Source organism: Methylobacillus sp. MM3 (genome assembly GCF_001645185.1).
Lineage (GTDB): Bacteria > Pseudomonadota > Gammaproteobacteria > Burkholderiales > Methylophilaceae > MM2.
The window spans coordinates 123,755-143,154 of sequence record NZ_LXTQ01000020.1 but is presented as its reverse complement, the minus strand read 5'-3'; the positions used below and the strand labels follow the sequence as shown (position 1 = coordinate 143,154).

The 19,400-nt window shown below is 58.4% G+C and carries 21 protein-coding genes, 1 tRNA gene, 1 other RNA gene and 1 riboswitch; of the genes, 10 read left to right on the top strand and 13 right to left on the bottom strand.

Features of this window, described 5'->3' with window-relative positions:
• Positions 1–10: 10 nt before the first annotated feature.
• Both phoU and rpiA read right to left on the bottom strand, forming a co-directional pair.
• Positions 11–715 carry a phosphate signaling complex protein PhoU gene (gene phoU, locus A7976_RS07500; protein ID WP_067109583.1) on the bottom strand — a complete coding sequence of 235 codons (705 nt, stop codon included), beginning with the start codon at positions 713–715 and terminating at the stop codon, positions 11–13.
• 69 nt (positions 716–784) lie between these two features.
• Positions 785–1,441: a ribose-5-phosphate isomerase RpiA gene (gene rpiA, locus A7976_RS07495; RefSeq protein ID WP_067109581.1), complete on the bottom strand. Its 657-nt coding sequence runs from the start codon at positions 1,439–1,441 to the stop codon at positions 785–787.
• A gap of 79 nt (positions 1,442–1,520) precedes the next feature.
• Here rpiA and ilvA point away from each other — a divergent pair, with 79 nt between their 5' ends.
• Complete coding sequence (gene ilvA, locus A7976_RS07490; RefSeq protein ID WP_067109578.1) at positions 1,521–3,032, top strand: threonine ammonia-lyase, biosynthetic; 1,512 nt, start codon at positions 1,521–1,523, stop codon at positions 3,030–3,032.
• A 14-nt stretch (positions 3,033–3,046) separates the two neighbouring features.
• On the opposite strand, the gene A7976_RS07485 is transcribed toward ilvA, so the two are convergent.
• The 5 genes from A7976_RS07485 to A7976_RS07465 form a co-directional block, all read right to left on the bottom strand.
• Complete coding sequence (locus tag A7976_RS07485; protein ID WP_067109566.1) at positions 3,047–3,595, bottom strand: pyridoxamine 5'-phosphate oxidase family protein; 549 nt, start codon at positions 3,593–3,595, stop codon at positions 3,047–3,049.
• 2 nt (positions 3,596–3,597) lie between these two features.
• Positions 3,598–4,056, bottom strand: coding sequence for an EVE domain-containing protein (locus tag A7976_RS07480; protein WP_067109564.1), 459 nt, complete (start codon positions 4,054–4,056; stop codon positions 3,598–3,600).
• Between the two features lie 23 nt (positions 4,057–4,079).
• A non-coding RNA gene (ssrS, locus tag A7976_RS07475) (6S RNA) lies at positions 4,080–4,257 on the bottom strand.
• A gap of 122 nt (positions 4,258–4,379) precedes the next feature.
• Positions 4,380–4,685, bottom strand: coding sequence for a cell division protein ZapA (locus tag A7976_RS07470; protein ID WP_067109561.1), 306 nt, complete (start codon positions 4,683–4,685; stop codon positions 4,380–4,382).
• On the bottom strand, positions 4,678–4,881 hold the full coding sequence (locus A7976_RS07465) for a hypothetical protein (protein WP_067109552.1): 204 nt from the start codon (positions 4,879–4,881) through the stop codon (positions 4,678–4,680). The genes A7976_RS07470 and A7976_RS07465 overlap by 8 nt, the downstream gene beginning before the upstream one ends.
• Before the next feature lie 100 nt (positions 4,882–4,981).
• Positions 4,982–5,173, top strand: a riboswitch (cobalamin riboswitch).
• A 132-nt stretch (positions 5,174–5,305) separates the two neighbouring features.
• On the opposite strand from A7976_RS07465, the gene A7976_RS07460 reads away from it, so the two are divergent.
• Genes A7976_RS07460 through cobU form a run of 4 tightly spaced genes read left to right on the top strand, consistent with a single transcriptional unit; the run spans position 5,306 to position 8,933 of the window.
• Positions 5,306–7,174 carry a TonB-dependent receptor domain-containing protein gene (locus A7976_RS07460; RefSeq protein WP_067110214.1) on the top strand — a complete coding sequence of 623 codons (1,869 nt, stop codon included), beginning with the start codon at positions 5,306–5,308 and terminating at the stop codon, positions 7,172–7,174.
• A 46-nt stretch (positions 7,175–7,220) separates the two neighbouring features.
• Positions 7,221–7,790: a cobalamin ABC transporter gene (locus tag A7976_RS07455; protein ID WP_067109543.1), complete on the top strand. Its 570-nt coding sequence runs from the start codon at positions 7,221–7,223 to the stop codon at positions 7,788–7,790.
• The gene (gene cobO, locus A7976_RS07450; RefSeq protein ID WP_067109540.1) at positions 7,790–8,398 is read left to right on the top strand and encodes a cob(I)yrinic acid a,c-diamide adenosyltransferase; all 609 of its coding nucleotides are present in this window, start codon (positions 7,790–7,792) and stop codon (positions 8,396–8,398) included. The genes A7976_RS07455 and cobO overlap by 1 nt, the downstream gene beginning before the upstream one ends.
• Positions 8,399–8,405: 7 nt before the next feature.
• Complete coding sequence (cobU, locus tag A7976_RS07445; RefSeq protein WP_088178404.1) at positions 8,406–8,933, top strand: bifunctional adenosylcobinamide kinase/adenosylcobinamide-phosphate guanylyltransferase; 528 nt, start codon at positions 8,406–8,408, stop codon at positions 8,931–8,933.
• Here cobU and A7976_RS07440 read toward each other — a convergent pair.
• Positions 8,923–10,380, bottom strand: a complete 1,458-nt coding sequence (locus A7976_RS07440; RefSeq protein WP_205633477.1) for a cobyric acid synthase — start codon at positions 10,378–10,380, stop codon at positions 8,923–8,925. The two genes, cobU and A7976_RS07440, sit on opposite strands and share 11 nt — an antisense overlap.
• Positions 10,381–10,382: 2 nt before the next feature.
• Here A7976_RS07440 and cbiB point away from each other — a divergent pair, with 2 nt between their 5' ends.
• Genes cbiB through A7976_RS07425 form a run of 3 tightly spaced genes read left to right on the top strand, consistent with a single transcriptional unit; the run spans position 10,383 to position 13,073 of the window.
• Complete coding sequence (gene cbiB, locus A7976_RS07435; protein ID WP_067109532.1) at positions 10,383–11,318, top strand: adenosylcobinamide-phosphate synthase CbiB; 936 nt, start codon at positions 10,383–10,385, stop codon at positions 11,316–11,318.
• Complete coding sequence (gene cobD, locus A7976_RS07430) at positions 11,311–12,273, top strand: threonine-phosphate decarboxylase CobD (RefSeq protein WP_067109530.1); 963 nt, start codon at positions 11,311–11,313, stop codon at positions 12,271–12,273. Before cbiB ends, cobD begins: the two co-directional genes overlap by 8 nt.
• Positions 12,270–13,073: a cobalamin-binding protein gene (locus A7976_RS07425; protein WP_067109527.1), complete on the top strand. Its 804-nt coding sequence runs from the start codon at positions 12,270–12,272 to the stop codon at positions 13,071–13,073. Before cobD ends, A7976_RS07425 begins: the two co-directional genes overlap by 4 nt.
• Positions 13,074–13,114: 41 nt before the next feature.
• Here the strand turns inward: A7976_RS07425 and bluB are convergent, their stop codons facing one another.
• From bluB to cobT, 5 genes are read right to left on the bottom strand one after another with little or no spacing between them, the layout of a single operon-like run.
• Positions 13,115–13,753: a 5,6-dimethylbenzimidazole synthase gene (bluB, locus tag A7976_RS07420; protein WP_067109524.1), complete on the bottom strand. Its 639-nt coding sequence runs from the start codon at positions 13,751–13,753 to the stop codon at positions 13,115–13,117.
• Positions 13,750–15,036, bottom strand: a complete 1,287-nt coding sequence (locus A7976_RS07415) for a cobyrinate a,c-diamide synthase (protein WP_067109521.1) — start codon at positions 15,034–15,036, stop codon at positions 13,750–13,752. The genes bluB and A7976_RS07415 overlap by 4 nt, the downstream gene beginning before the upstream one ends.
• Positions 15,023–15,589, bottom strand: coding sequence for an alpha-ribazole phosphatase (gene cobC, locus A7976_RS07410; RefSeq protein WP_067109518.1), 567 nt, complete (start codon positions 15,587–15,589; stop codon positions 15,023–15,025). The genes A7976_RS07415 and cobC overlap by 14 nt, the downstream gene beginning before the upstream one ends.
• Positions 15,589–16,344: an adenosylcobinamide-GDP ribazoletransferase gene (locus A7976_RS07405; protein WP_067109515.1), complete on the bottom strand. Its 756-nt coding sequence runs from the start codon at positions 16,342–16,344 to the stop codon at positions 15,589–15,591. Before A7976_RS07405 ends, cobC begins: the two co-directional genes overlap by 1 nt.
• Positions 16,341–17,393 (bottom strand): nicotinate-nucleotide--dimethylbenzimidazole phosphoribosyltransferase, encoded by a 1,053-nt coding sequence (cobT, locus tag A7976_RS07400; RefSeq protein ID WP_067109513.1) that lies wholly within the window; start codon positions 17,391–17,393, stop codon positions 16,341–16,343. Before cobT ends, A7976_RS07405 begins: the two co-directional genes overlap by 4 nt.
• Positions 17,394–17,549: 156 nt before the next feature.
• Between cobT and A7976_RS07395 the strand changes: the two genes are divergently transcribed.
• Positions 17,550–17,625 (top strand) — tRNA-Phe (locus A7976_RS07395).
• Between the two features lie 475 nt (positions 17,626–18,100).
• Positions 18,101–19,351 carry a sensor domain-containing diguanylate cyclase gene (locus A7976_RS07390; protein ID WP_067109510.1) on the top strand — a complete coding sequence of 417 codons (1,251 nt, stop codon included), beginning with the start codon at positions 18,101–18,103 and terminating at the stop codon, positions 19,349–19,351.
• The last annotated feature ends 49 nt before the right edge of the window (positions 19,352–19,400 follow it).

The window sequence follows — 19,400 nt, the reverse complement described above, 5'->3', positions numbered from 1 at the left end:
CGCAACCGGATTACTGCAGTGCTTCGCGCTCCATCTCCTGCACGCTGGTGTGTCGCACATCCTTACCCTTGACCATGTACACCACATATTCGGCGATGTTCTTGGCGTGGTCGCCGATGCGCTCGATGGCTTTGGCGACAAACAGTACTTCCAGCGACATAGAAATCGTGCGCGGATCTTCCAGCATGAAGGTGATGAGCTGGCGCATGATGGCGCGGAAATGCTCGTCCACCTGCTCGTCCTGGCGGGCCACCTCAACTGTCTTGGTGACGTCCAGACGCGCGAATGCATCCAGTGAAGTCCGCAGCATTTCGCGTGTCATCGCCGTCATGTTCTTGATTTCGGTGAAGCGCGGCGAGTACATGCGGTCGGATTCATAGATTTTCTGTGCGACGCGCGCGATTTTGGTCGCCTCGTCGCCGATACGCTCCAGGTCCGTGATGGTCTTCACCACCATCATGATCATGCGCAAGTCGCCGGCGGCAGGCTGGCGACGCGCGATGATATGGCTGCAATCCTCATCCACCGAAACTTCGAGCGCATTGACGCGATGGTCGTTGGAGATCACTTCGTCGGCAAGCTTGGGATTGGCGCTGACGAGCGCTTCCAGCGCCTGGGCAATCTGCTGCTCGACCAGCCCGCCCATCTGCAACACCTTGGCGCGGACGGACTCGAGTTCGGCATCGTATTGCTTGGAGGTATGTTCGGATTGCATGAAGTGGTCCTTTAGAATGAGTGTCAACCTAGCAGTTTAGTCCGCCACTGTGACACTTTTGTTGCAGCCTTAGCGAGTATAAGTCTTGACGCCATTTTCGGTCGCCAGCAGCAATACATCGGCCGGCCGCGCTGCGAACAGGCCGTTGGTCACGACGCCGACGATCTGGTTGATCTGGGCTTCCGTTGCGACCGGATCGAGGATGGTCAGGCCGTGCACGTCCAGAATCACGTTGCCGTTGTCGGTCGTGAAGTCGCGCAACACCGGCTGGCCGCCCATGCGGGTCAGTTCGCGCGCCACATAGCTGCGCGCCATCGGCAGCACTTCCACCGGCAGCGGAAACTTGCCCAGCACCGGCACCAGCTTGGTAGCATCGCAGATGCAGATGAACTTGCCGGCACAGGCCGCTACGATCTTCTCCCGCGTCAGCGCGCCGCCGCCGCCCTTCAGCATATGCAGGTGCTCGGTGATTTCATCGGCACCGTCGACATAGATTTCCATGCCGCTCACGCTGTTGAGATCGAATACTTCGATGCCGTGTGCACGCAGGCGCTGGGCGGTTGCTTCGGAACTCGCTACGGCGCCGTCGATCTTGTGCTTGACCTTGGCCAGCTCGTCGATGAAGAAGTTGGCAGTCGAGCCGGTGCCCACACCGATAATGCCGCCCTTTACATAAGCCACGGCTGCTTGTGCAACCTGTTGTTTGAGTTCGTCTTGCGTTGCCATTCTTTACCCTTTCGCGCTTGCGTTTTCTTTATAATCGCTGGATTAACCAATAACTCAATGATACACGCCCCGCCCATCGATGAAAAACGACTACCTCGAAAAAGTCCTTACCGCCCGCGTCTATGATGTCGCCGTGGAAACCCCGCTGGACGCGCAGCCCAATCTTTCGCGGCGCGTAGGCAATACGGTGCTGCTGAAGCGCGAGGACATGCAGCCCGTGTTTTCCTTCAAGCTGCGCGGCGCTTACAACAAAATGGCGCATTTAACGCCTGCCCAATTGAAGCGCGGCGTAATCGCCGCCAGTGCGGGCAATCATGCACAAGGCGTGGCACTCGCCGCGCAGAAACTGGGCTGCCGCGCGGTCATCGTGATGCCGACTACCACGCCGATGATCAAGGTGGAAGCAGTGAAAAACCGGGGCGCGGAAGTCGTTCTGGCGGGCGACTCCTACTCCGATGCCTACACCCACGCGCTGGAGCTGGAGAAGCAGGAAAAACTCACCTTCGTGCATCCTTACGACGACCCCTATGTCATCGCCGGACAGGGTACGATCGCGATGGAAATCCTGCGCGACCATCCCGATCCCATCCATGCCATTTTCTGCGCCGTGGGCGGCGGGGGCCTGATTTCCGGCGTTGCCGCCTACATCAAGCGCCTGCGCCCGGAAACCAAGATCATCGGCGTCGAAACCATCGATGCCGATGCGATGACGCGCTCACTCGCCGCGGGGGAGCGCGTAACGCTCGACCAGGTCGGCCTGTTCGCCGACGGCACGGCGGTCAAGCAGGTCGGCGTCGAAACTTTTCGCCTGTGCCAGCAATACGTGGACGAGATGATCCTGGTCGACAACGACGCCATCTGCGCCGCGATCAAGGATGTGTTCGAGGATACGCGCTCCATTCTCGAACCTTCGGGCGCATTGGCAATCGCCGGGCTGAAAGAGTACGCCAAGCGAAACAAACTGCACGACAAGACCCTGATCGGCATCGCATCCGGCGCCAACACAAATTTTGATCGCCTGCGCTTCGTCGCCGAGCGTGCCGAGGTCGGCGAAAAACGCGAAGCGGTGCTCGCCGTCACGATTCCCGAAAAACCGGGCTCGTTCAAGAAGTTCTGCAGCCTGCTCGGCCACCGCAACATCACCGAGTTCAACTATCGCTACTCGGATCCGGCTCAGGCGCATATTTTCGTCGGTGTCACCACGCACCAGCAGGGCGAATCAGCCAAGCTGGTTGAAATGCTCGAACGGCATGATCTTCCAGCGCTGGATCTGACCGACAACGAAATGGGCAAGCTGCACCTGCGTCACCTGGTTGGCGGCCATGCGCCACAGGTGAAAAACGAAGTAGTGTTCCGCTTTGAGTTCCCGGAGCGCCCAGGCGCGTTGATGCAGTTTCTGGAAAACATGGGGCACAACTGGAACATCAGCCTGTTCCACTACCGCAACCACGGCACCGATTACGGCCGTGTGCTAGTCGGTATTCAGGTGCCGCAGCAGGAGCATGCCGCGTTCAAGGAATTTCTGGATAAGCTCGGCTACGTGTATTGGGACGAAAGCCAGAACCCGGCGTACAAGCTGTTCCTGGGTTAGTAAGCGACTCGTCGCTAATCGTCAGAGAAAATCCCGGTCGGCTTGCCATCCAGGCTGACCTGGTTTTTTCGTTCCCAATACTCTTCCAGGCCGTCCGGGCCTTTCTTTTCCGCCCACTCGACCAGCTGCTGGCGCTGCCCGTGATAATCGAACAAGGGGACGCCCATGCCGCACGAAGTCAGCGCCAGCTCGATATCCAGCACGAAAATCTGTCGCGCGCCGGCCAGGCCATCGAAATGGGCAAACATGGCATCCCATTCTTCATCACGCTGGTGAATAACACGCGCCTTGCCATACAGGCGCAGGATCATCGGCTTGCCCTCGAACGCGCAGAACATGATGGTCATGCGTCCGTTTTCCAGCACATGCGCGGCGGATTCATTGCCGCTGCCGGTGACGTTAAGCCATACGACCGTATTGGGGTCTAGTATGCGCAGGGAATCCAGCCCTTTTGGCGAGAGATTAACGTAGCCATCGGCAGGCGCCGTGGCGACAAAGAACATCTGCTGCTTCCAGATAAACTGGATCAGTTCCTGGCTAAGTTCCGAATAACGTTGCGCCATGGCTATTTCAGCTTGTCGAGAATGATTTCCCAATCGCGCGGATCGACCGGCGTAATGGATAATCGGTTGCCGCGCTGCAAGATACGGAGATTCGCCAGCTCCGGCGTTTCGCGCAGCTCCTTGAGACTCAAAAGTCGCGTCTTGCGGACCAGCTTCACGTCCACATTGAACCAGCGCGGCTTCTCCGCCGTGGCCTTTTCATCGAAATACTTGTGCTTGGGATCGAATTGCGTGCGGTCGGGATAAGCCTGTTTGCTCACCTCGGCGATGCCGGCAATACCCGGCTCGGCGCAGTTGGAATGATAGAACAGAACGCCGTCGCCCACCTGCATCTGATCGCGCATGAAGTTGCGCGCCTGATAGTTGCGCACGCCATACCAGTCTACGGTCTGGTTGGGGAAGGAGGCGAGATCGTCGATGGAAACGTCCGCGGGCTCGGACTTCATTAACCAGTAGCGCATGGGATACCTGGGGCGAGAATTAGGAGTTCCCCGCAAATGCCGCCAGATCGGCATCCTGAACCTGGGAGACCAGGGGGTCGTAACGGGAGCGCATCAGGCACGCCCGCGAAGGGGCACGCACAACAGCACTCGTTTTAAGTCACAACCAGATGCTTGATATTGGTTCAAGGAATCTATGATCTGGCAACATCGCAGGGAACAAACCGGAAAAACTTTTTTGTTTCAGTACCGCATTCAAACGAAGGCGCGGGGGAGAGGTGCGAAAACTACACTAGTTTGGCAAGACTCGACTACAACACTTACGTCCGAATGCAGGCCTGAGATCAGAACAACTCGTTTTGCTCAGCTACCGCCTGATCGATCTGTTCCTGCATGGAATTGATTCTACGCTTGAAGTCCCCGATGTCAAACCCTCCGCTCCTTGTGGTCAAGAGCTCATGGGCGATATTCAGGGCAGCCATGATGGCGATACGCTCGACACCAATCACCTTGCCGCTGTCGCGGATGTCTCGCATCTTGCGGTCCAGATAGGAAACCGCCGTCATCAGCGCTTCATATTCGTCATCGGTACAGGAAACGCGAAACTCGCGCCCCATGATGCTGACATCAATACCTTTGGCTTCAGCCATTGCTGTCCTCCGGCAAGGTTTCCAGCAGTGCCTCGATGCGGTCTCCGGCAAGCGCCATATTTTCCTTTAACTGACGCGCGTCATTCTGCGCCTGCGCCAATTCCTGACGCAGGTCGATATTTTCCGTGCGCAATTGCTGGCACAGGCTAATGAGCTGAGCGACCTTGTCTTCCAGCGCTTTCAAATCCGCTTCCATGCTGGAACTATAATTTGAAAAACCTTGAAAGGTCAACCGCTAACAATATTTAGTGAAAGTATTACTACACCTTGCTGGCAAGGACTTTCCTTTACCGCTAGAATGCCGGGAGTTGTCAGGTGCCGACTCGCTGTTCAGCGACGAGGTGAAACGGGAAACAGGTGAAATACCTGTGCTGCCCCCGCAACGGTAAGCAAGCGCGGGTTCATCAACATGCCACTGTGATTTACACGGGAAGGCGATGAACCAAAACTTGCGAGCCCGGAGACCGGCCTGCGCAACCAAACGTTGGAATTACCGCGGGGTGTCGGTGTTCAGGCTTGGGCACGCTCACGCGCTTTCCCCATCTTGATCTCTTTGAATCCCTTGCGGTTTCCGTATTTTATATCGCATGCGGGGTCGCATGCGCAGCAGGGATATCATCATGAAATACCTCATTCCGGCAACAATTGCCGGTGCATTAGCCGCTTTTTCCGCCCAGGCGCAAGAATCCATCTATACCAACGACGTTGTCGTTACCGCTAGTCGCATCGAAGAGCCTCGGGATAGCGTTCTGAGTGACGTTTCCGTCATTACTCGCGAGGAAATCGAGCGCGCAGGGCAATCAACCCTCGTCGAGCTGCTGCGCACACAACCTGGCGTTCAGATAGAATCCAACGGCGGTTTCGGCGCCACGTCCAATGTCCACCTCCGCGGCACGCACTCGCAAGCCGTCGTGGTCCTGATCGACGGCATGCGCATGGGCTCGGCGACCAACGGAACCACGGCATTGGAACAGATTCCCACCGAGCAAATCGAGCGCATCGAGATCGTGCGCGGCTCGGTTTCCAGCCTATACGGCTCGGATGCGGTTGGTGGCGTGATCCAGATTTTCACGCGCAAGGCGGAAGGTAAGCCCGCCTTTTCAGCCAACCTCGGTTATGGAAGCTATAACACACGTAAGGCAAGCGTCAGCGCAGCGGGCGAGATAAATGGGACGGGTTTTGCACTAAGCGCGAGCTCGATCGATACGAATGGGTTCTCAACCCTGGATACCCGCGCCGGCCAGGATGGCGACGACGACAACTACCGCAACCTGAGCGTTTCGGGCCGCCTTACCCGACAATTGGCCGAGGGACACAAGCTTGGATTCCAGTTTTTCCACAGCAAGGGCAGCAACCAATACGACAGCAGCAATTTCGATGCTTACCAGAATACCCGCCAGCAGATCTTCGCGCTGACCAGCGACAACCGCTTCACGCATATCTGGACCAGCCACCTCAAGATCGGCGAAAGCATGGACGACTTGAGCAGCGTCGGCGCCTTTGGCACGTCCACTCTGCGGACCAAACAACTACAGTATTACTGGCAAAACGACCTCATACTGCCGGCCGGTACACTGACACTGGCCTATGACAGGCTGGAAGATCGCGTGGACGGCAGCACCGACTTTTCTCGTGACTACCGCAGCAACAACGGATGGCTCGCCAACTACATTCTCGAATCCGGTCCTCACGCCTTCCGCGCGGGTATTCGGCGTGACGACAACTCGCAGTTCGGCGACCACGAAACGGAGAATCTGGGTTACGGCTATCGCCTCGATAACGCTTGGCGCATTTCAGGTAATGTAGGCACGGCCTTCCGTGCGCCTACGTTCAACGATCTTTACTGGCCGTTTCAGGATTTTGGTCCTATTGATTTTCTTAACCCAGCAGGCCCGCACTTTACTTATGAAGGGAATCCCGACCTGAAACCGGAAACTTCTCGTAATAAGGAGATCACGCTGACTTACGATCAAGGGCATCATCGCGTTTCAGCCACGATGTATCACAATAAGATTGAAGACCTCATCGTCGGCACGCAAGGCTTGAACAACGACTTTCCGGTCAATGTCGGCAATGCGACGATCAAGGGTGCAACGCTCGCATACGAGGGTTGGTTCAGCAGTTATCATGCTCGCGCCAATTTGGATGTGCTGAGCCCCAAGAATGACGACACCGGCAACATCCTCGTCCGCCGCGCTCGCCAATATGCGACTTTCTGGCTGGGCAGGACCATGGGCGACCTTGAAGTGACCGGGGAAGTCATCGTCAGCGGAGACCGCTACAACGATGCTGCGAATACCTTGCGGCTCGCCGGATATACGCTGGTCAATCTCACGGCCAATTACCGTCTCGATGATGACTGGTCGGTCAATGCACGCGTGGACAATCTGTTCGACCGCGACTACGCCCTCGCCAGCACCTCGACGGGAACCTATTACAACACGCCGCGCACCAGCCTCTTCGTCGGCCTGCGCTGGCAGCCGAAATAACCTTTGCATGGAGTACAATCCTGCAAATCGAACATAAGGAGAACTAATGATGAATCTCGAAAAACGCCACCAAATCTGGATCGGCATCGCGCTGGGTGCACTGATTGCCGCCACGCATGGCCATCACTTTGCTACCGCGTTGAATCTGCCGCCGGCGACCTGGGTTGTGTTTTTCCTGGCTGGCTTTTACCTGCGTAGCGCTTGGGCATTTGGCGCGCTGCTGGCGGAAGTCGTCGCTATCGACTACATCGCGGTTGCCTTCGGTGGCGTCAGCGCTTTCTGCGTGAGCCCGGCCTATGGCTTCCTGCTGCCGGCCTACGGCACGCTGTGGCTGGCTGGCCGCTGGTTTGCGACGCGTTACAGCTTCAGCCTGCGCGCGCTGCCGGCATTGGTGGCTAGCCTGGTTGTCAGCATTACTCTGGCCGAAGCTTTCACCAGCGGCGGCTTCTACTTCTTCTCGGATCGCTTTACCGAGACAAACCTGGCCGAATTCGGTACGCGTCTAGTGCAATACTTCCCGCACACGCTGAGTTCCTTCGCGTTCTGGGCCGGCATCGCACTGATCGTGCATGTCGCTTTCGCGCTGGTGCGCGGTAACGCCCGCAAGCAGGCGTGATGCAATCCGACCCTGAACGGGAGGCGCGCTACGCCGCACGCATGGCGCGCAAAAAGGCCCTGATCGACAGCAGGATTGCGGCCGCGAACACCGAACAGGGTCTGTTGCTGGTGAATACCGGCAACGGCAAGGGAAAATCCACCGCCGCCTTCGGGCTGCTGGCCCGCGCGCTGGGGCACGGCATGAAAGCGGCGGTGGTGCAATTCGTCAAAGGACGCTCCGACACCGGAGAAGAAGCCTTCTTCAAACGTCATCCTGACGTCACCTGGCATGTGATGGGCGAAGGATTCACCTGGGAAACGCAGAACCGCGAGCGCGACATTGCCGCAGCGGAGCAGGGCTGGGCCATCGCCAAGACACATCTGAACGACCCCTCCATCGGCGTGCTGGTGCTCGATGAGTTGAATATCGTCCTCAAATACAAATATCTCGATCTCGACACCGTGCTGGACGACCTGACGGATCGTCCGCCGATGCAGCATGTCATAGTGACTGGCCGCGGCGCGCTGCCGGAACTGGTCGCCATCGCCGACACCGTCACCGAAATGCAGCCTGTGAAACATGCCTTTGAGGCCGGGGTACAGGCCATGCCCGGCGTGGAATGGTAAGGAGAGAATCATGCGAGAACTGATACTGGGCGGCGCCCGCTCCGGCAAAAGCGCTTTCGCGGAAAAGCGGGCGGAGTTTTCCGGCTTTCCGGTCACCTACATCGCCACCGCGCAAGTCTGGGACGAGGAAATGGCCACGCGCATACGCCACCATCAGGAGCGCCGCCCCGACCATTGGTGTCTCCTCGAGGAACCTTTTCACTTGACCGCCGCGCTGAAAGCGCGCGCCGCCTCCGGCCACTGCGTCATTGTCGATTGCCTGACGCTATGGCTGGCGCAATGGATATGCCCGGACTGCAAGCCTCCACAGGACGGCAGCTGGGAGCAGGAACGCACCGCGTTTCTTGATCTGCTGCCGACGCTGCCGGGGAAAATCATTCTGGTCAGCAACGAGGTCGGCATGGGCATCGTTCCGCTCGGCGAGATCAATCGCCGCTTTCAGGATGAGCAGGGAAGACTGAATCAGGCAATGGCGGCGGCATGCGAGCATGTTCATTTCATCGCTGCAGGCTTGCCGCTGACGCTCAAGGAGTAGTGCCGGTGCTGCCATCAAGGATTTGCAGCATGCGCGGCATGTCGAGGTGCGTTTCTATCGCCTGCGCCAACCGGTCAAGCTGATCTTCGCGGTGCCGGCGGTAATCGACCACCTCCGCATCCGCGAGCCCGCCCCAACGCAACAAGGTGCCACATGCATCTGGATGATCGAACAGCCCATGCAAATAGGTGCCGATCACATGTCCATCCTCGGAAATCGCACCATCGCTGCCGCTTTCCATTTGTACCAGCGGGTGCGCCAACGACGCGCCGCGACTGATGCCTTGATGAATTTCATAGCCTTCGATTATTGCCCGCTCAAGCATCAACTCACCATGTACGCGCCGCAACTGTTTTTCCGGCATCAGCGTGGTTTCCATGTCCAGCAATCCCAGTCCGACTGCGCTTCCGCCCACGCCTTCCAGCCCGTCAGGATCATGCACGGCCTTACCCAGCATCTGGAAGCCGCCGCAGATGCCGAGCACCTTGCCGCCGTAGCGCAAATGACGCGCGATCGCGGCATCCCACTTTTGTTTACGCAGCCAGGCGAGATCGTCGCGTACGCTTTTGCTGCCGGGAAGAATTATCAGATCGCAAGCAGGAATCGGCGAATCCGGCCCGATGAAACTAAAATCCACTTGCGGATGCAAACGCAGCGCATCGAAATCGGTGTGGTTGCTGATACGTGGAAAGACCGGCGCAATAACGCGCAATGCACCGGAGGCCTTTGGAGCGGCAAAAGAATGTGGCAGCGCATCCTCGGCCTCGATATGCAATCCGTGCAGATAGGGCAATACGCCCAACACCGGCTTGCCGGTATGCTGCATCAGCCAGTCCAGGCCCGGTTGCAGCAGCCCCATATCGCCGCGAAAGCGGTTGATGACAAACCCCTTGATCCGCGCCTGCTCCGACGCGGACAGCAGCGCCAATGTGCCGACGAGATGGGCGAACACGCCGCCGCGGTCAATATCGGCGATCAGCACTACCGGACAGTCGGCGGCTTCGGCAAAGCCCATGTTGGCGATGTCGTTCTCGCGCAGGTTGATTTCGGCCGGGCTGCCGGCGCCTTCCACCAGCACACACTCGTATTGCGCCGCCATGCGCTGCCACGAATCCATCACCGCACGCATCGCATGAGGTTTGTAGCCATGATAGGCACCCGCCTCCAGGTTGAAAGCCACTTTGCCTTGCAGAATCACCTGCGCGCCGGTATCGCTATTGGGCTTGAGCAACACAGGATTCATGTCGGAATGCGGCTCCAGCCCGCATGCCATCGCCTGCACCGCCTGTGCGCGGCCGATTTCTCCGCCGTCGGCCGTCACTGCGGAGTTGAGCGCCATGTTCTGCGGCTTGAACGGCGCAACGCGAAGGCCCCTGCGGTACAATACCCGGCACAATCCGGCGACCAAGGTACTCTTGCCGGCATCCGAGGTCGTACCCTGAACCATTAATGATTTCATCCTTGCATTATCCCATAACCCCGCTGCTGGCCGTGGCCGCCGTGGCGCTCGATCACCTGCTGGGAGAGCCGCGCCGCTGGCATCCGCTGGTGGGGTTCGGCCGGCTGGCCAACGCCGTCGCCGCGTGGCTCAATCCGGAATCGCGTCGCGCGAAATCTGCCACACGGCTTTTTGGCGTCGTGGGCGTAGCGTTGCTGCTGATCCCTTTCGGCGCGGCCGCTTTCTGGCTGTGTCGCTTGCCCGGCATCGGCCCGGTCGTGGATGTGTTGCTGCTCTGTTTCGCCATCGGCCATCGCAGCCTGCACGAACATGCACGCGCCGTATCGAGCGCCTTGCAGGCCGGCGACGAAGTGCAAGCGCGCACGGCCGCCTCGTACATGGTCAGCCGCGACTCCTCCGCCATCGACCCGATCCCGGCCACCGTGGAATCGGTGCTGGAAAACGGCAACGACGGCGTGTTCGGCGCGCTGTTCTGGTTTTTCATCTTCGGCGGCGCGGGTGCGCTGCTGTTCCGTTTCGCCAACACGCTGGATGCGATGTGGGGCTACAAGAACGAACGTTTCCTGATGTACGGTTGGGCGGCAGCGCGGCTGGACGATGTATTGGACTACATCCCGGCGCGACTGACGGCCCTGACCTATGCCGTGCTGGGCAAGGCTCGCCTCGCGCTTGCCTGCTGGCAAAAACAGGCCCCGGCATGGGACAGCCCCAACGCCGGGCCAGTGATGTCGGCCGGAGCGGGCGCATTGGGCGTCAAGCTCGGCGGTCCGGCGCGCTACCACGGTGAATGGCATCAGCGCCCAGAACTTGGTGTAGGCGAAGCTCCGCAGGCAGGCGATATCGAACGCGCCTTAAAGTTGGTCAGACACGGCGTTTACCTCTGGCTGGCACTTGCCTTGATCGCCGGAGTGTTTGTTCATGCTTGAACACGGCGGAAAACTGGCCGCAGCTGCGCGCGAACATGGCATCCCGCTCGACAAGTGGGTGGATCTTTCCACCGGCATTCATCCCATCGGCTATCCGGTGCCACCTATCCCGCCCGAATGCTGGCTGCGCTTGCCGGAAGACGAGGATGGCCTGTTGCCGGCGGCAGCCAATTACTATGGGACGACACATCTGCTGCCTTGTGCCGGTTCACAGGCGGCGATCCAGGCATTGCCATGGCTGCGTCCTTCCTGCCGCGTCGGCATCCTGAGTCCGACTTACGCCGAGCATGCCCACGCATGGCGGCAGGCCGGCCATGCAGTAGAAATCATCCTGAATTACGAACCCGGCATGGTCCTGGACGTGCTGGTGCTGGCGAATCCCAACAACCCTACGGGCCGACTGATTGCCGCTCCGGCACTGCTGGAATGGCATGCCGAACTCGCGGCGCGCGGCGGCTGGCTGATCGTGGACGAAGCTTTCATGGACGCCACGCCGGAATACAGCCTGGCGGCGCATGCCGGATTACCGAATCTGATTATCCTGCGCTCACTCGGCAAGTTCTTCGGACTGGCCGGCATACGCGCCGGCTTTGTTCTAGCTTGGGATGCGCTGCTGAAAAACTTGCACGAGAAGCTCGGGCCTTGGAGCGTGGCCAACCCGACACGCTGGGTAACGCAGCGAGCACTCGCTAACCTAGAATGGCAGGCGGAACAACGGCTCTGGCTTAAAGGGCAAAGCCATCAGCTCGCCGAATTGCTCACCCGCCACGGCCTGAAACCGGACGGGGGAACAGCCCTGTTTCAGTGGGTGCAGACGTCTGAGGCAGCAGAAATTCACAGCCAACTCGCGCGCCTCGGCATCCTTACCCGCCTGTTTACCGAAACCTCCAGCCTGCGCTTCGGCCTTCCCGCCGACGAGCGCGCCTGGGCAAAACTGGACTATCTGCTGCCATGACCATCCGCTACCCCGAACGCATTGTCTGCCTCACCGAAGAAACGACCGAAACGCTTTACTTGCTGGGCGAGCAGGACCGCATCGTCGGCATTTCCGGTTTCACCGTGCGCCCGCCGCAAGCGCGCAAGGAAAAACCGAAGATTTCTGCGTTCACCAGCGCCAAGACCGAAGCCATCCTCGATCTCAAGCCGGATCTCGTGCTGGGGTTTTCCAATTTGCAGGGCGACATCGCACGCGACCTGATCCAGGCTGGGGTCGAGGTGTACGTGTTCAATCATCGCAGCGTAGAGGGCATCCTGCGCATGGTCGCAACTTTAGGCGCGCTGGTCGGCGAGCCGGGCAAGGGCGAAGCGCTGGCACATGAACTCGCGGCACGCGTCGAGACCATCCGCGCGGCGGCTGCCGATATGCCGCGCAAGCCACGCGTGTATTTCGAGGAATGGGACGAACCGATGATTTCCGGCATCTGCTGGGTGTCGGAACTCGTCGAAATCGCAGGCGGCGAGGATAGCTTTCCGGAGCTGTCTTCCCAATCTCTGGCCGGTAACCGCATCATCACCGACCCGATGGAAGTCGTGCAGCGCAAACCAGACATCATCATCGGCTCCTGGTGCGGCAAGAAGTTTCGCCCGGAGCAAGTCGCGGCGCGACCGGGCTGGGAAACGATTCCCGCCGTGCAAAACGGTCAAATATTCGAGATCAAATCGCCGTTGATCCTGTCGCCCGGCCCGGCAGCGTTAACCGATGGATTGGACGCACTCGTCGGGTTCATCCGCGATTGGCAAGTGGAAAATCCTTAATTTTCCGGCCGAAAGCTGACAGCAATTAAAAAATCAACACATCAGTTCTTCCAGCGATCTTCGAAAACCAGTGTTTCCAGCGGGATACGGTCGGCCCAGTGTTCCATTTCGAGCATCGGGCGCGGGTAGAACGCCTCGACATAGCCGAGACACAGCACTGCAATGGGGCTGGCGCCGGGCGGCATCTCCAGTAATTGCGCCAGTTTTGCAGGATCGAACAACGACACCCAGCCCATCCCCAGCCCTTCCGCGCGGGCGGCCAGCCACAGATTCTGGATGGCGCAGGAGGCTGACGCGAGATCCATTTCCGGCAGCGTCCGGCGACCGAATACATGCTGCTCGCGTCCGTTAGCCAAGGCCACCACCAGCAATTCGCCGCACTCCAGAATGCCTTCGACCTTGAGGCGCATGAATTCGTCTTCGCGCTCCGCCAGCGCGCAGGCAGTAGCAATGCGCTCGGCTTCGACCAACGCATGGATTTGATGGCGCAGCGCGCGGTCGGCGATGCGGATAAAGCGCCACGGCTGCATATAACCGACGCTGGGCGCGAGATGCGCTGCCTGCAACAGGCGTGCTAGAAGCTCCGGTGACACCGGGTCGGGCAGAAAATGCCGCATGTCGCGGCGTTCAGCGATTACGCGGTAGATCGCGGCTTTTTCGGATTCGTTGAAATCGCTCATCGCAGAAACAGCCGCGCGGTGGCTTCAGGGTTGGAGGGCCAGTAGGCGTGCAGATAGGATGCGGTGAGCCGGCCGACGCGATAGACCGCCTCGCCCTCGCTGCCGGATTGCTTGACGGCTTGAGACAGCGGCAGCAGCGCGGTTTCCGTCGTTGAATAATGGAAAGTGTGACCGCGCAGCGTGCCCTCAGGCAATTCTGCCGCTTGCAGGCCCAGGCCGCCGAGGCGCTTTTGCATCTTCACTTCGCCTGGCAACAAACCCCACATGGTCGCACGCCGCCCTGCGGCATCGGTAATCCCCTCGAACATCGCCATCATGCCGCCGCATTCGGCCAAGATAGGCGTGCCCGCCGCCTGCGCCGCCAAGAGGTCATCACGCAATCCCGTGTTGCTCGACAGGGTATCGAGATGTAGTTCGGGATAACCGCCTGGGAAGTAATACGCATCCGCCCGTGGCAACACCTTGTCTGTCAGCGGGGAGAAAAATTCCAGTGTCGCCCCCATCGCGGCCAGCAGGTCGAGATTGGCGCGATAAATGAAGGCAAATGCATGGTCGCGAGCGATGGCGATGCGCGTGTCTTGCAACAAACGGGGCAGGCTGTCCGGCCGATAGTCAGGAAAAACGACTGCGGCAGGCAGCGGACTCTCACTCATCATCAAAGCCTCGGCCAGTTTGTCCAGCTTGGCGTCGAGATCCGGCTGCTCGGCGGCACCGACCAGCCCGAGATGGCGCTCCGGCAGCGCTGCATCGGGCTCTGTCGGCAACCAGCCGAACCAGCGTAAATCCGGCGGCAGGCTGGATTTCAGCATATCGGCATGGCCGGAGCCCGCCACGCGATTCGCAAGAACGCCGGCGAAAGGCAGTTGTGGCCGGTACGTCGCCAGCCCCAACGCCAGCGCCCCGAAAGTCTGCGCCTGCGCGGAAGCATCGATCACTGCCAGAACGGGAATGCCGAAATGCTGCGCCAGGTCGGCGCTGCTGGGCGTTCCATCGAACAGGCCCATCACGCCTTCGATCAGGATCAGGTCAGCTTCTCGGGCAGCCTCGGCCAACAGGCGACGGCATTCCGCTTCTCCCACCATCCACAGGTCGAGCTGATAAACCGGATTGCCGGAAGCACACTCAAGCACGCCCGGGTCAATAAAGTCCGGGCCGGTCTTGAACACGCGGACGCGTTTGCCCCGACGGGTGAAATAGCGCGCCAATGCCGCCGTAACGCTGGTTTTTCCTGAGCCGGAGGATGGCGCGGCGATCAGGAGCGCCGGACACTTAACGATTGACATAGGCGACATTGATATGAGGTCCGGACACAATGAGTTTGGTCACGCCGCCGAAATCCAGGTGAAAACCCGGGACATTTTCCAGTGGCAGCTTGAGCGCATGCGCCAGCAAGGCGCGAATCACGCCAGCGTGGGTAATCGCCACGACGGATTGACCGGCATGCTTTTCGGCACACTCGGCAAAAAACTCGCTGGCGCGTTGATACAAGGCCTGAAATGACTCACCGCCAGGCGGCGCGTGCTCCACAAAACGCAGCGCCCAGTAATCGAAAATCTCGCGCGGAATCGCATCCCAGCGCTGCATTTCCCAATCGCCGAAGTGCAATTCCTTGAGCCGCGCATCCTGCTGCGCCTCGCCCCACGACAGTGCCGCGGCCAAGCGGCGGCAGCGCAATAATGGGCTGGTGTAGAAGCCGGCAGGTTGCAAGGCAGCCAATTTGTCACACACCGCGGCAATTTCGTCGTCAGCATCCGCGTGCAAATCAAGCTCGGCATGCCCATAGCAAATACCGGGCTGAATTGCGGGCGTCGTGTGGCGCACGAGGTAAAGCTCCATCAGACAGCCACCCCCATCGCTCCCAGTACGCCCAGGTAAAACGCCAGCTCGCACAATTGCTGCATCGCGCCCAGACAATCGCCGGTATAGCCGCCCAAACGGCGCTTCAGCATCCGGCTGAACCACAGCCAGACCAGCGACACCGGCACCAGCGCCCAAAGCAGGTTGGGCGAGAGCAATGCCAATGGTGCCAAGCCACCCACCGCAGCGACTGCCAGGCCGCCTTTCGAAAGCCGCGTCGCAAGCGGTTTGGCCTTGCCGTTGGAGCGCACATATTGTTGTGTAGAAATCACCAGCACGGCGCAGAAACGGCTGAATGCGTGACCGGCAATGAGAATTGCAGGAATCATTGCCGGCGTCAAATGCGCTAGTGTCTGGAATTTGGTGAGCAGGGCCATGATCATCGCCAATGCGCCATAACTGCCGAGCCGTGAATCCTGCATGATGGTGAGCACTTGCTCTTTCTCCCAGCCTCCACCCAGCCCATCGGCTGCATCCGCCAGGCCATCCTCGTGAAATGCCCCCGTCAGCCACAAGGTCGCGGCTATGCTGGCGAGTACCGCCACTTCCTGCGGAAAAACAAGCTTTGCCGCCAGGTAAACCAATGCAGCCACCAGCCCGACGATGACGCCAACCAAAGGAAAATATCTGGAAGCGCGATTCAGGTCGTCTTCGCTACTGCCCGCCCATCGCGCACAGGGAATGCGGGTAAAAAACATCAAGGCCGTGAAAAACAGCCGAAATTCCTGCTTCATTGCTCGCTGCGGCCGCTCACGCCGGCAGACTCGAACGAGGCCATTTCATTCAGGAAATTCACCGCCGCTTGCACCAGCGGATAGGCCAGTGCCGCACCGGTGCCTTCACCTAGCCGCATATCCAGAGACAGCAGCGGCTCCACACCTAGCCAGGCCAGTTGTCGTGCATGCCCCGGCTCGCCGGATTCATGCGCGAAGACGCAGTAATCCTTGATGGCAGGCTGCAGGTTTGCCGCGACCAACAACGCAGAGGTTGCAATGTAACCATCGATCAGCAGCAACGCGCCGCGTTGTGCCGCGCCCAACATTGCGCCGGCCATCATCGCAATTTCAAAGCCGCCGAAGGCAGCCAGCACATCCAGTGGGTCAATGGCTGTGCCATGCCTGGCGACAGCTTCAGCCAGGAGGGTTTGCTTCTTCTGTAAACCGTCATCGTCTAGCCCGGTGCCGCGACCGACGCATTGCGCCAAAGGCAAACCGCAAATTTTGCTGGTGATGATGGCGGCCGAGGAAGTATTGCCGATGCCCATTTCGCCAAAGCCCAGCACGTTGGTGCCTTGAGCAATTTCCTGCGCGGCCAATACTGCGCCGCGAGAAATAGCAGCTTCGCATTCTTCGCGCGTCATTGCCTCACCTTCAAGAAAATTACGCGTGCCCAAACCGATCTTGGCATCGATCAGACCTTCGACGTCACCGAAGTCGTAATTGACGCCGGCATCCACCACGCGCACCGCAATGCCGTTCTGACGCGCAAAAACATTAATGGCTGCTCCGCCGCCAAGGAAATTGAGCACCATCTGCCGCGTCACTTCCTGAGGAAACGGGCTGACTCCCGCCGTCGCCACACCATGATCGCCGGCAAACACCAACATCACAGGCTTCACCAGTTTCGGCGATAGCGTGCCTTGAATCTGACCAACCTGCAGCGCCAGTCTTTCCAGACGTCCAAGAGCGCCCAGCGGCTTGGTCTTGCCGTCAACCTTCGACTGCAATTGGCGCTTGATATCATCGGGAAGTGGATTAATGGAAATATCGATCGCTACAGGCATGAGAAAATCCGAAAATCATGAGGTGATAAATAGTGAAAATGGTTTGTACCCCACCGAACAGGCAGAGTCAAACGAGTAGAAAGAAAATTCTTTTGCCAGACGCAGCGAGTTTGCTATAATCCCGCCTCCTGACGCCCTCACCGGGTAGCAGGATGTGGCCAGGTAGCTCAGTTGGTAGAGCAGCGGATTGAAAATCCGCGTGTCGACGGTTCGATTCCGCCCCTGGCCACCAGGATACGATTCAGTAGAATCAACAACATAGCCCAACCACTGCGTTGGGCTTTTTGTTGGATTCTGACACTCGCATCTCGGTGACCCTTGCGGTTGTATGCGGTCAACGGAAAATATTTTCGGTTGACCGCCAAAAACTGTGAGAAAAATCGTTTTCCCAAGCGATACGCGACTCCACAAAAAGGAGTGGTGATGTTGTAATTTACCCCACGCGTTGTTTCCTACCCTGCCTCCAACCAGGAGGTGAGCCATGACTAACCCCCATCAGGACGGCAAAGGCTGGGCCTTTCGCCTGCGCATCCAGGGCCAGGACATCTTCCGCTCCGGCTTCCCATCGGAAGCCGATCAGCGGTAGTACCGCAATCTGGATGTCTGCCATCGGGGGATGAAGAACCTCTTTAAGTGAAATTTGAGTAGGCTGAGACTGAAGCGCCAAATTACGGTAATCTGCTGGTGTCGAATACCATTCAGTCCCGATGGAAGCGCCCCAACTAGATGCACTAAGTCTCCTGAGCACACCTGTCTGGCTGGTTTTGCCGAGAACTCAGGAAATATTCTTTGCCAATTCAGCGGCTATGAATTTATCGGTAGAGCTTAATCTGGGCCATCTGCGTCATGGTCGCTTTTCCGCACGCTCTCAGACTCAGCTCGACGCCTATCTGTGCGCCCTGGCTAAAAAAGAGTTAATCGTCGAAATCTGGACCGTCCAAAAAGAAGGAATAACCCAGCCACTGAGTTGCCGCCTGTCTTTAGCCCAGTGGGAAGGGCAGGAACCCGTCATCGTCGTTGAAGGAATAACTGGTTCGGAAATAGCTTCCTCGGAGCTTACCTCCGGCTTTGGCCGGTCGTATCATCGGGAAGATAATTGCATTGATGACATCTGCTATGAGCAATTTTTTCGAACCAGTAGCGCGCCAATGCTACTTATCGACCCCGAAGAGGATGGACGAATAGTCGACGCAAATCTGGCTGCAATCCGGTTCTATGGCTACCCCCCAGAAGAGATGCTCCAAAAACATACGTGGGAAATCAACGTTATGGGTCGGGATGTCCTTCCCGTCATGAATGAGGTTGCAAAACTTCCCGGTGGCCATAAGCCTTTGAGCTTCATGCATAAATTGTCTGATGGAAGTACGCGATACGTTCAGACCTATGCCAGCCCCGTGATACTGAATGGTAAGCGACTGATGCTCGGCATCATTCATGACATCACCGAACAAAAGCGTCTAGAGCAGGAGTTGCAGCAACAAGCATTACAAGACCCGCTAACCGGCCTGTGGAATCGACGTCAGTTTCTTCACTTGGTCCAAAGCGCCCATACCCAGACTGAGCGTTACGGTCAAAATTACAGCATGCTGATGATTGATGCGGACCTCTTCAAGAATATCAATGACCAATACGGTCACCGCAAAGGCGATGAGGTCTTGTTATTGCTTGCGAGAACCTTGGAGTCCCGAGTGCGAGAAAGTGATTCTGTTTGTCGATGGGGTGGTGAGGAATTTGTAATTCTTCTTCCTCAAACCAACCTGGATGGTGCTCTGTCCATGGCGGAATCGCTTCGGCAGACTGTCGAACAATTTAGCCGACCAGACTTTCCGCACATAACCGTTAGCATTGGTGTCGCCGAATGCCAAACAGGCGAAGATGTTGATACCCTGTTCAAACGGGTGGATGAAGCGCTGTATCACGCAAAGGCGTCCGGGCGAAACCGGGTAGCGTCTGGATAGGCTGAATACAATCATTGAAGCGCTGTCTCGCTGAAAGGCCCTCATAAAT

Coding starts and splice junctions, on each gene's coding strand:
- A7976_RS07455 (WP_067109543.1), top strand. CDS start 7,221: ATGATGAATCTCGAAAAACGCCACCAAATCTGGATCGGCATCGCGCTG.
- cobO (WP_067109540.1), top strand. CDS start 7,790: ATGCAATCCGACCCTGAACGGGAGGCGCGCTACGCCGCACGCATGGCG.
- A7976_RS07465 (WP_067109552.1), bottom strand. CDS start 4,881: ATGGAAGCGGATTTGAAAGCGCTGGAAGACAAGGTCGCTCAGCTCATT.
- A7976_RS07460 (WP_067110214.1), top strand. CDS start 5,306: ATGAAATACCTCATTCCGGCAACAATTGCCGGTGCATTAGCCGCTTTT.
- A7976_RS07440 (WP_205633477.1), bottom strand. CDS start 10,380: ATGGTTCAGGGTACGACCTCGGATGCCGGCAAGAGTACCTTGGTCGCC.
- cbiB (WP_067109532.1), top strand. CDS start 10,383: ATGATTTCATCCTTGCATTATCCCATAACCCCGCTGCTGGCCGTGGCC.
- cobT (WP_067109513.1), bottom strand. CDS start 17,393: ATGCCTGTAGCGATCGATATTTCCATTAATCCACTTCCCGATGATATC.
- rpiA (WP_067109581.1), bottom strand. CDS start 1,441: ATGGCAACGCAAGACGAACTCAAACAACAGGTTGCACAAGCAGCCGTG.
- cobD (WP_067109530.1), top strand. CDS start 11,311: ATGCTTGAACACGGCGGAAAACTGGCCGCAGCTGCGCGCGAACATGGC.
- phoU (WP_067109583.1), bottom strand. CDS start 715: ATGCAATCCGAACATACCTCCAAGCAATACGATGCCGAACTCGAGTCC.
- A7976_RS07480 (WP_067109564.1), bottom strand. CDS start 4,056: ATGCGCTACTGGTTAATGAAGTCCGAGCCCGCGGACGTTTCCATCGAC.
- A7976_RS07485 (WP_067109566.1), bottom strand. CDS start 3,595: ATGGCGCAACGTTATTCGGAACTTAGCCAGGAACTGATCCAGTTTATC.
- A7976_RS07415 (WP_067109521.1), bottom strand. CDS start 15,036: ATGTCAATCGTTAAGTGTCCGGCGCTCCTGATCGCCGCGCCATCCTCC.
- A7976_RS07470 (WP_067109561.1), bottom strand. CDS start 4,685: ATGGCTGAAGCCAAAGGTATTGATGTCAGCATCATGGGGCGCGAGTTT.
- A7976_RS07405 (WP_067109515.1), bottom strand. CDS start 16,344: ATGAAGCAGGAATTTCGGCTGTTTTTCACGGCCTTGATGTTTTTTACC.
- A7976_RS07390 (WP_067109510.1), top strand. CDS start 18,101: ATGGAAGCGCCCCAACTAGATGCACTAAGTCTCCTGAGCACACCTGTC.
- ilvA (WP_067109578.1), top strand. CDS start 1,521: ATGAAAAACGACTACCTCGAAAAAGTCCTTACCGCCCGCGTCTATGAT.
- bluB (WP_067109524.1), bottom strand. CDS start 13,753: ATGAGCGATTTCAACGAATCCGAAAAAGCCGCGATCTACCGCGTAATC.
- A7976_RS07425 (WP_067109527.1), top strand. CDS start 12,270: ATGACCATCCGCTACCCCGAACGCATTGTCTGCCTCACCGAAGAAACG.
- cobC (WP_067109518.1), bottom strand. CDS start 15,589: ATGGAGCTTTACCTCGTGCGCCACACGACGCCCGCAATTCAGCCCGGT.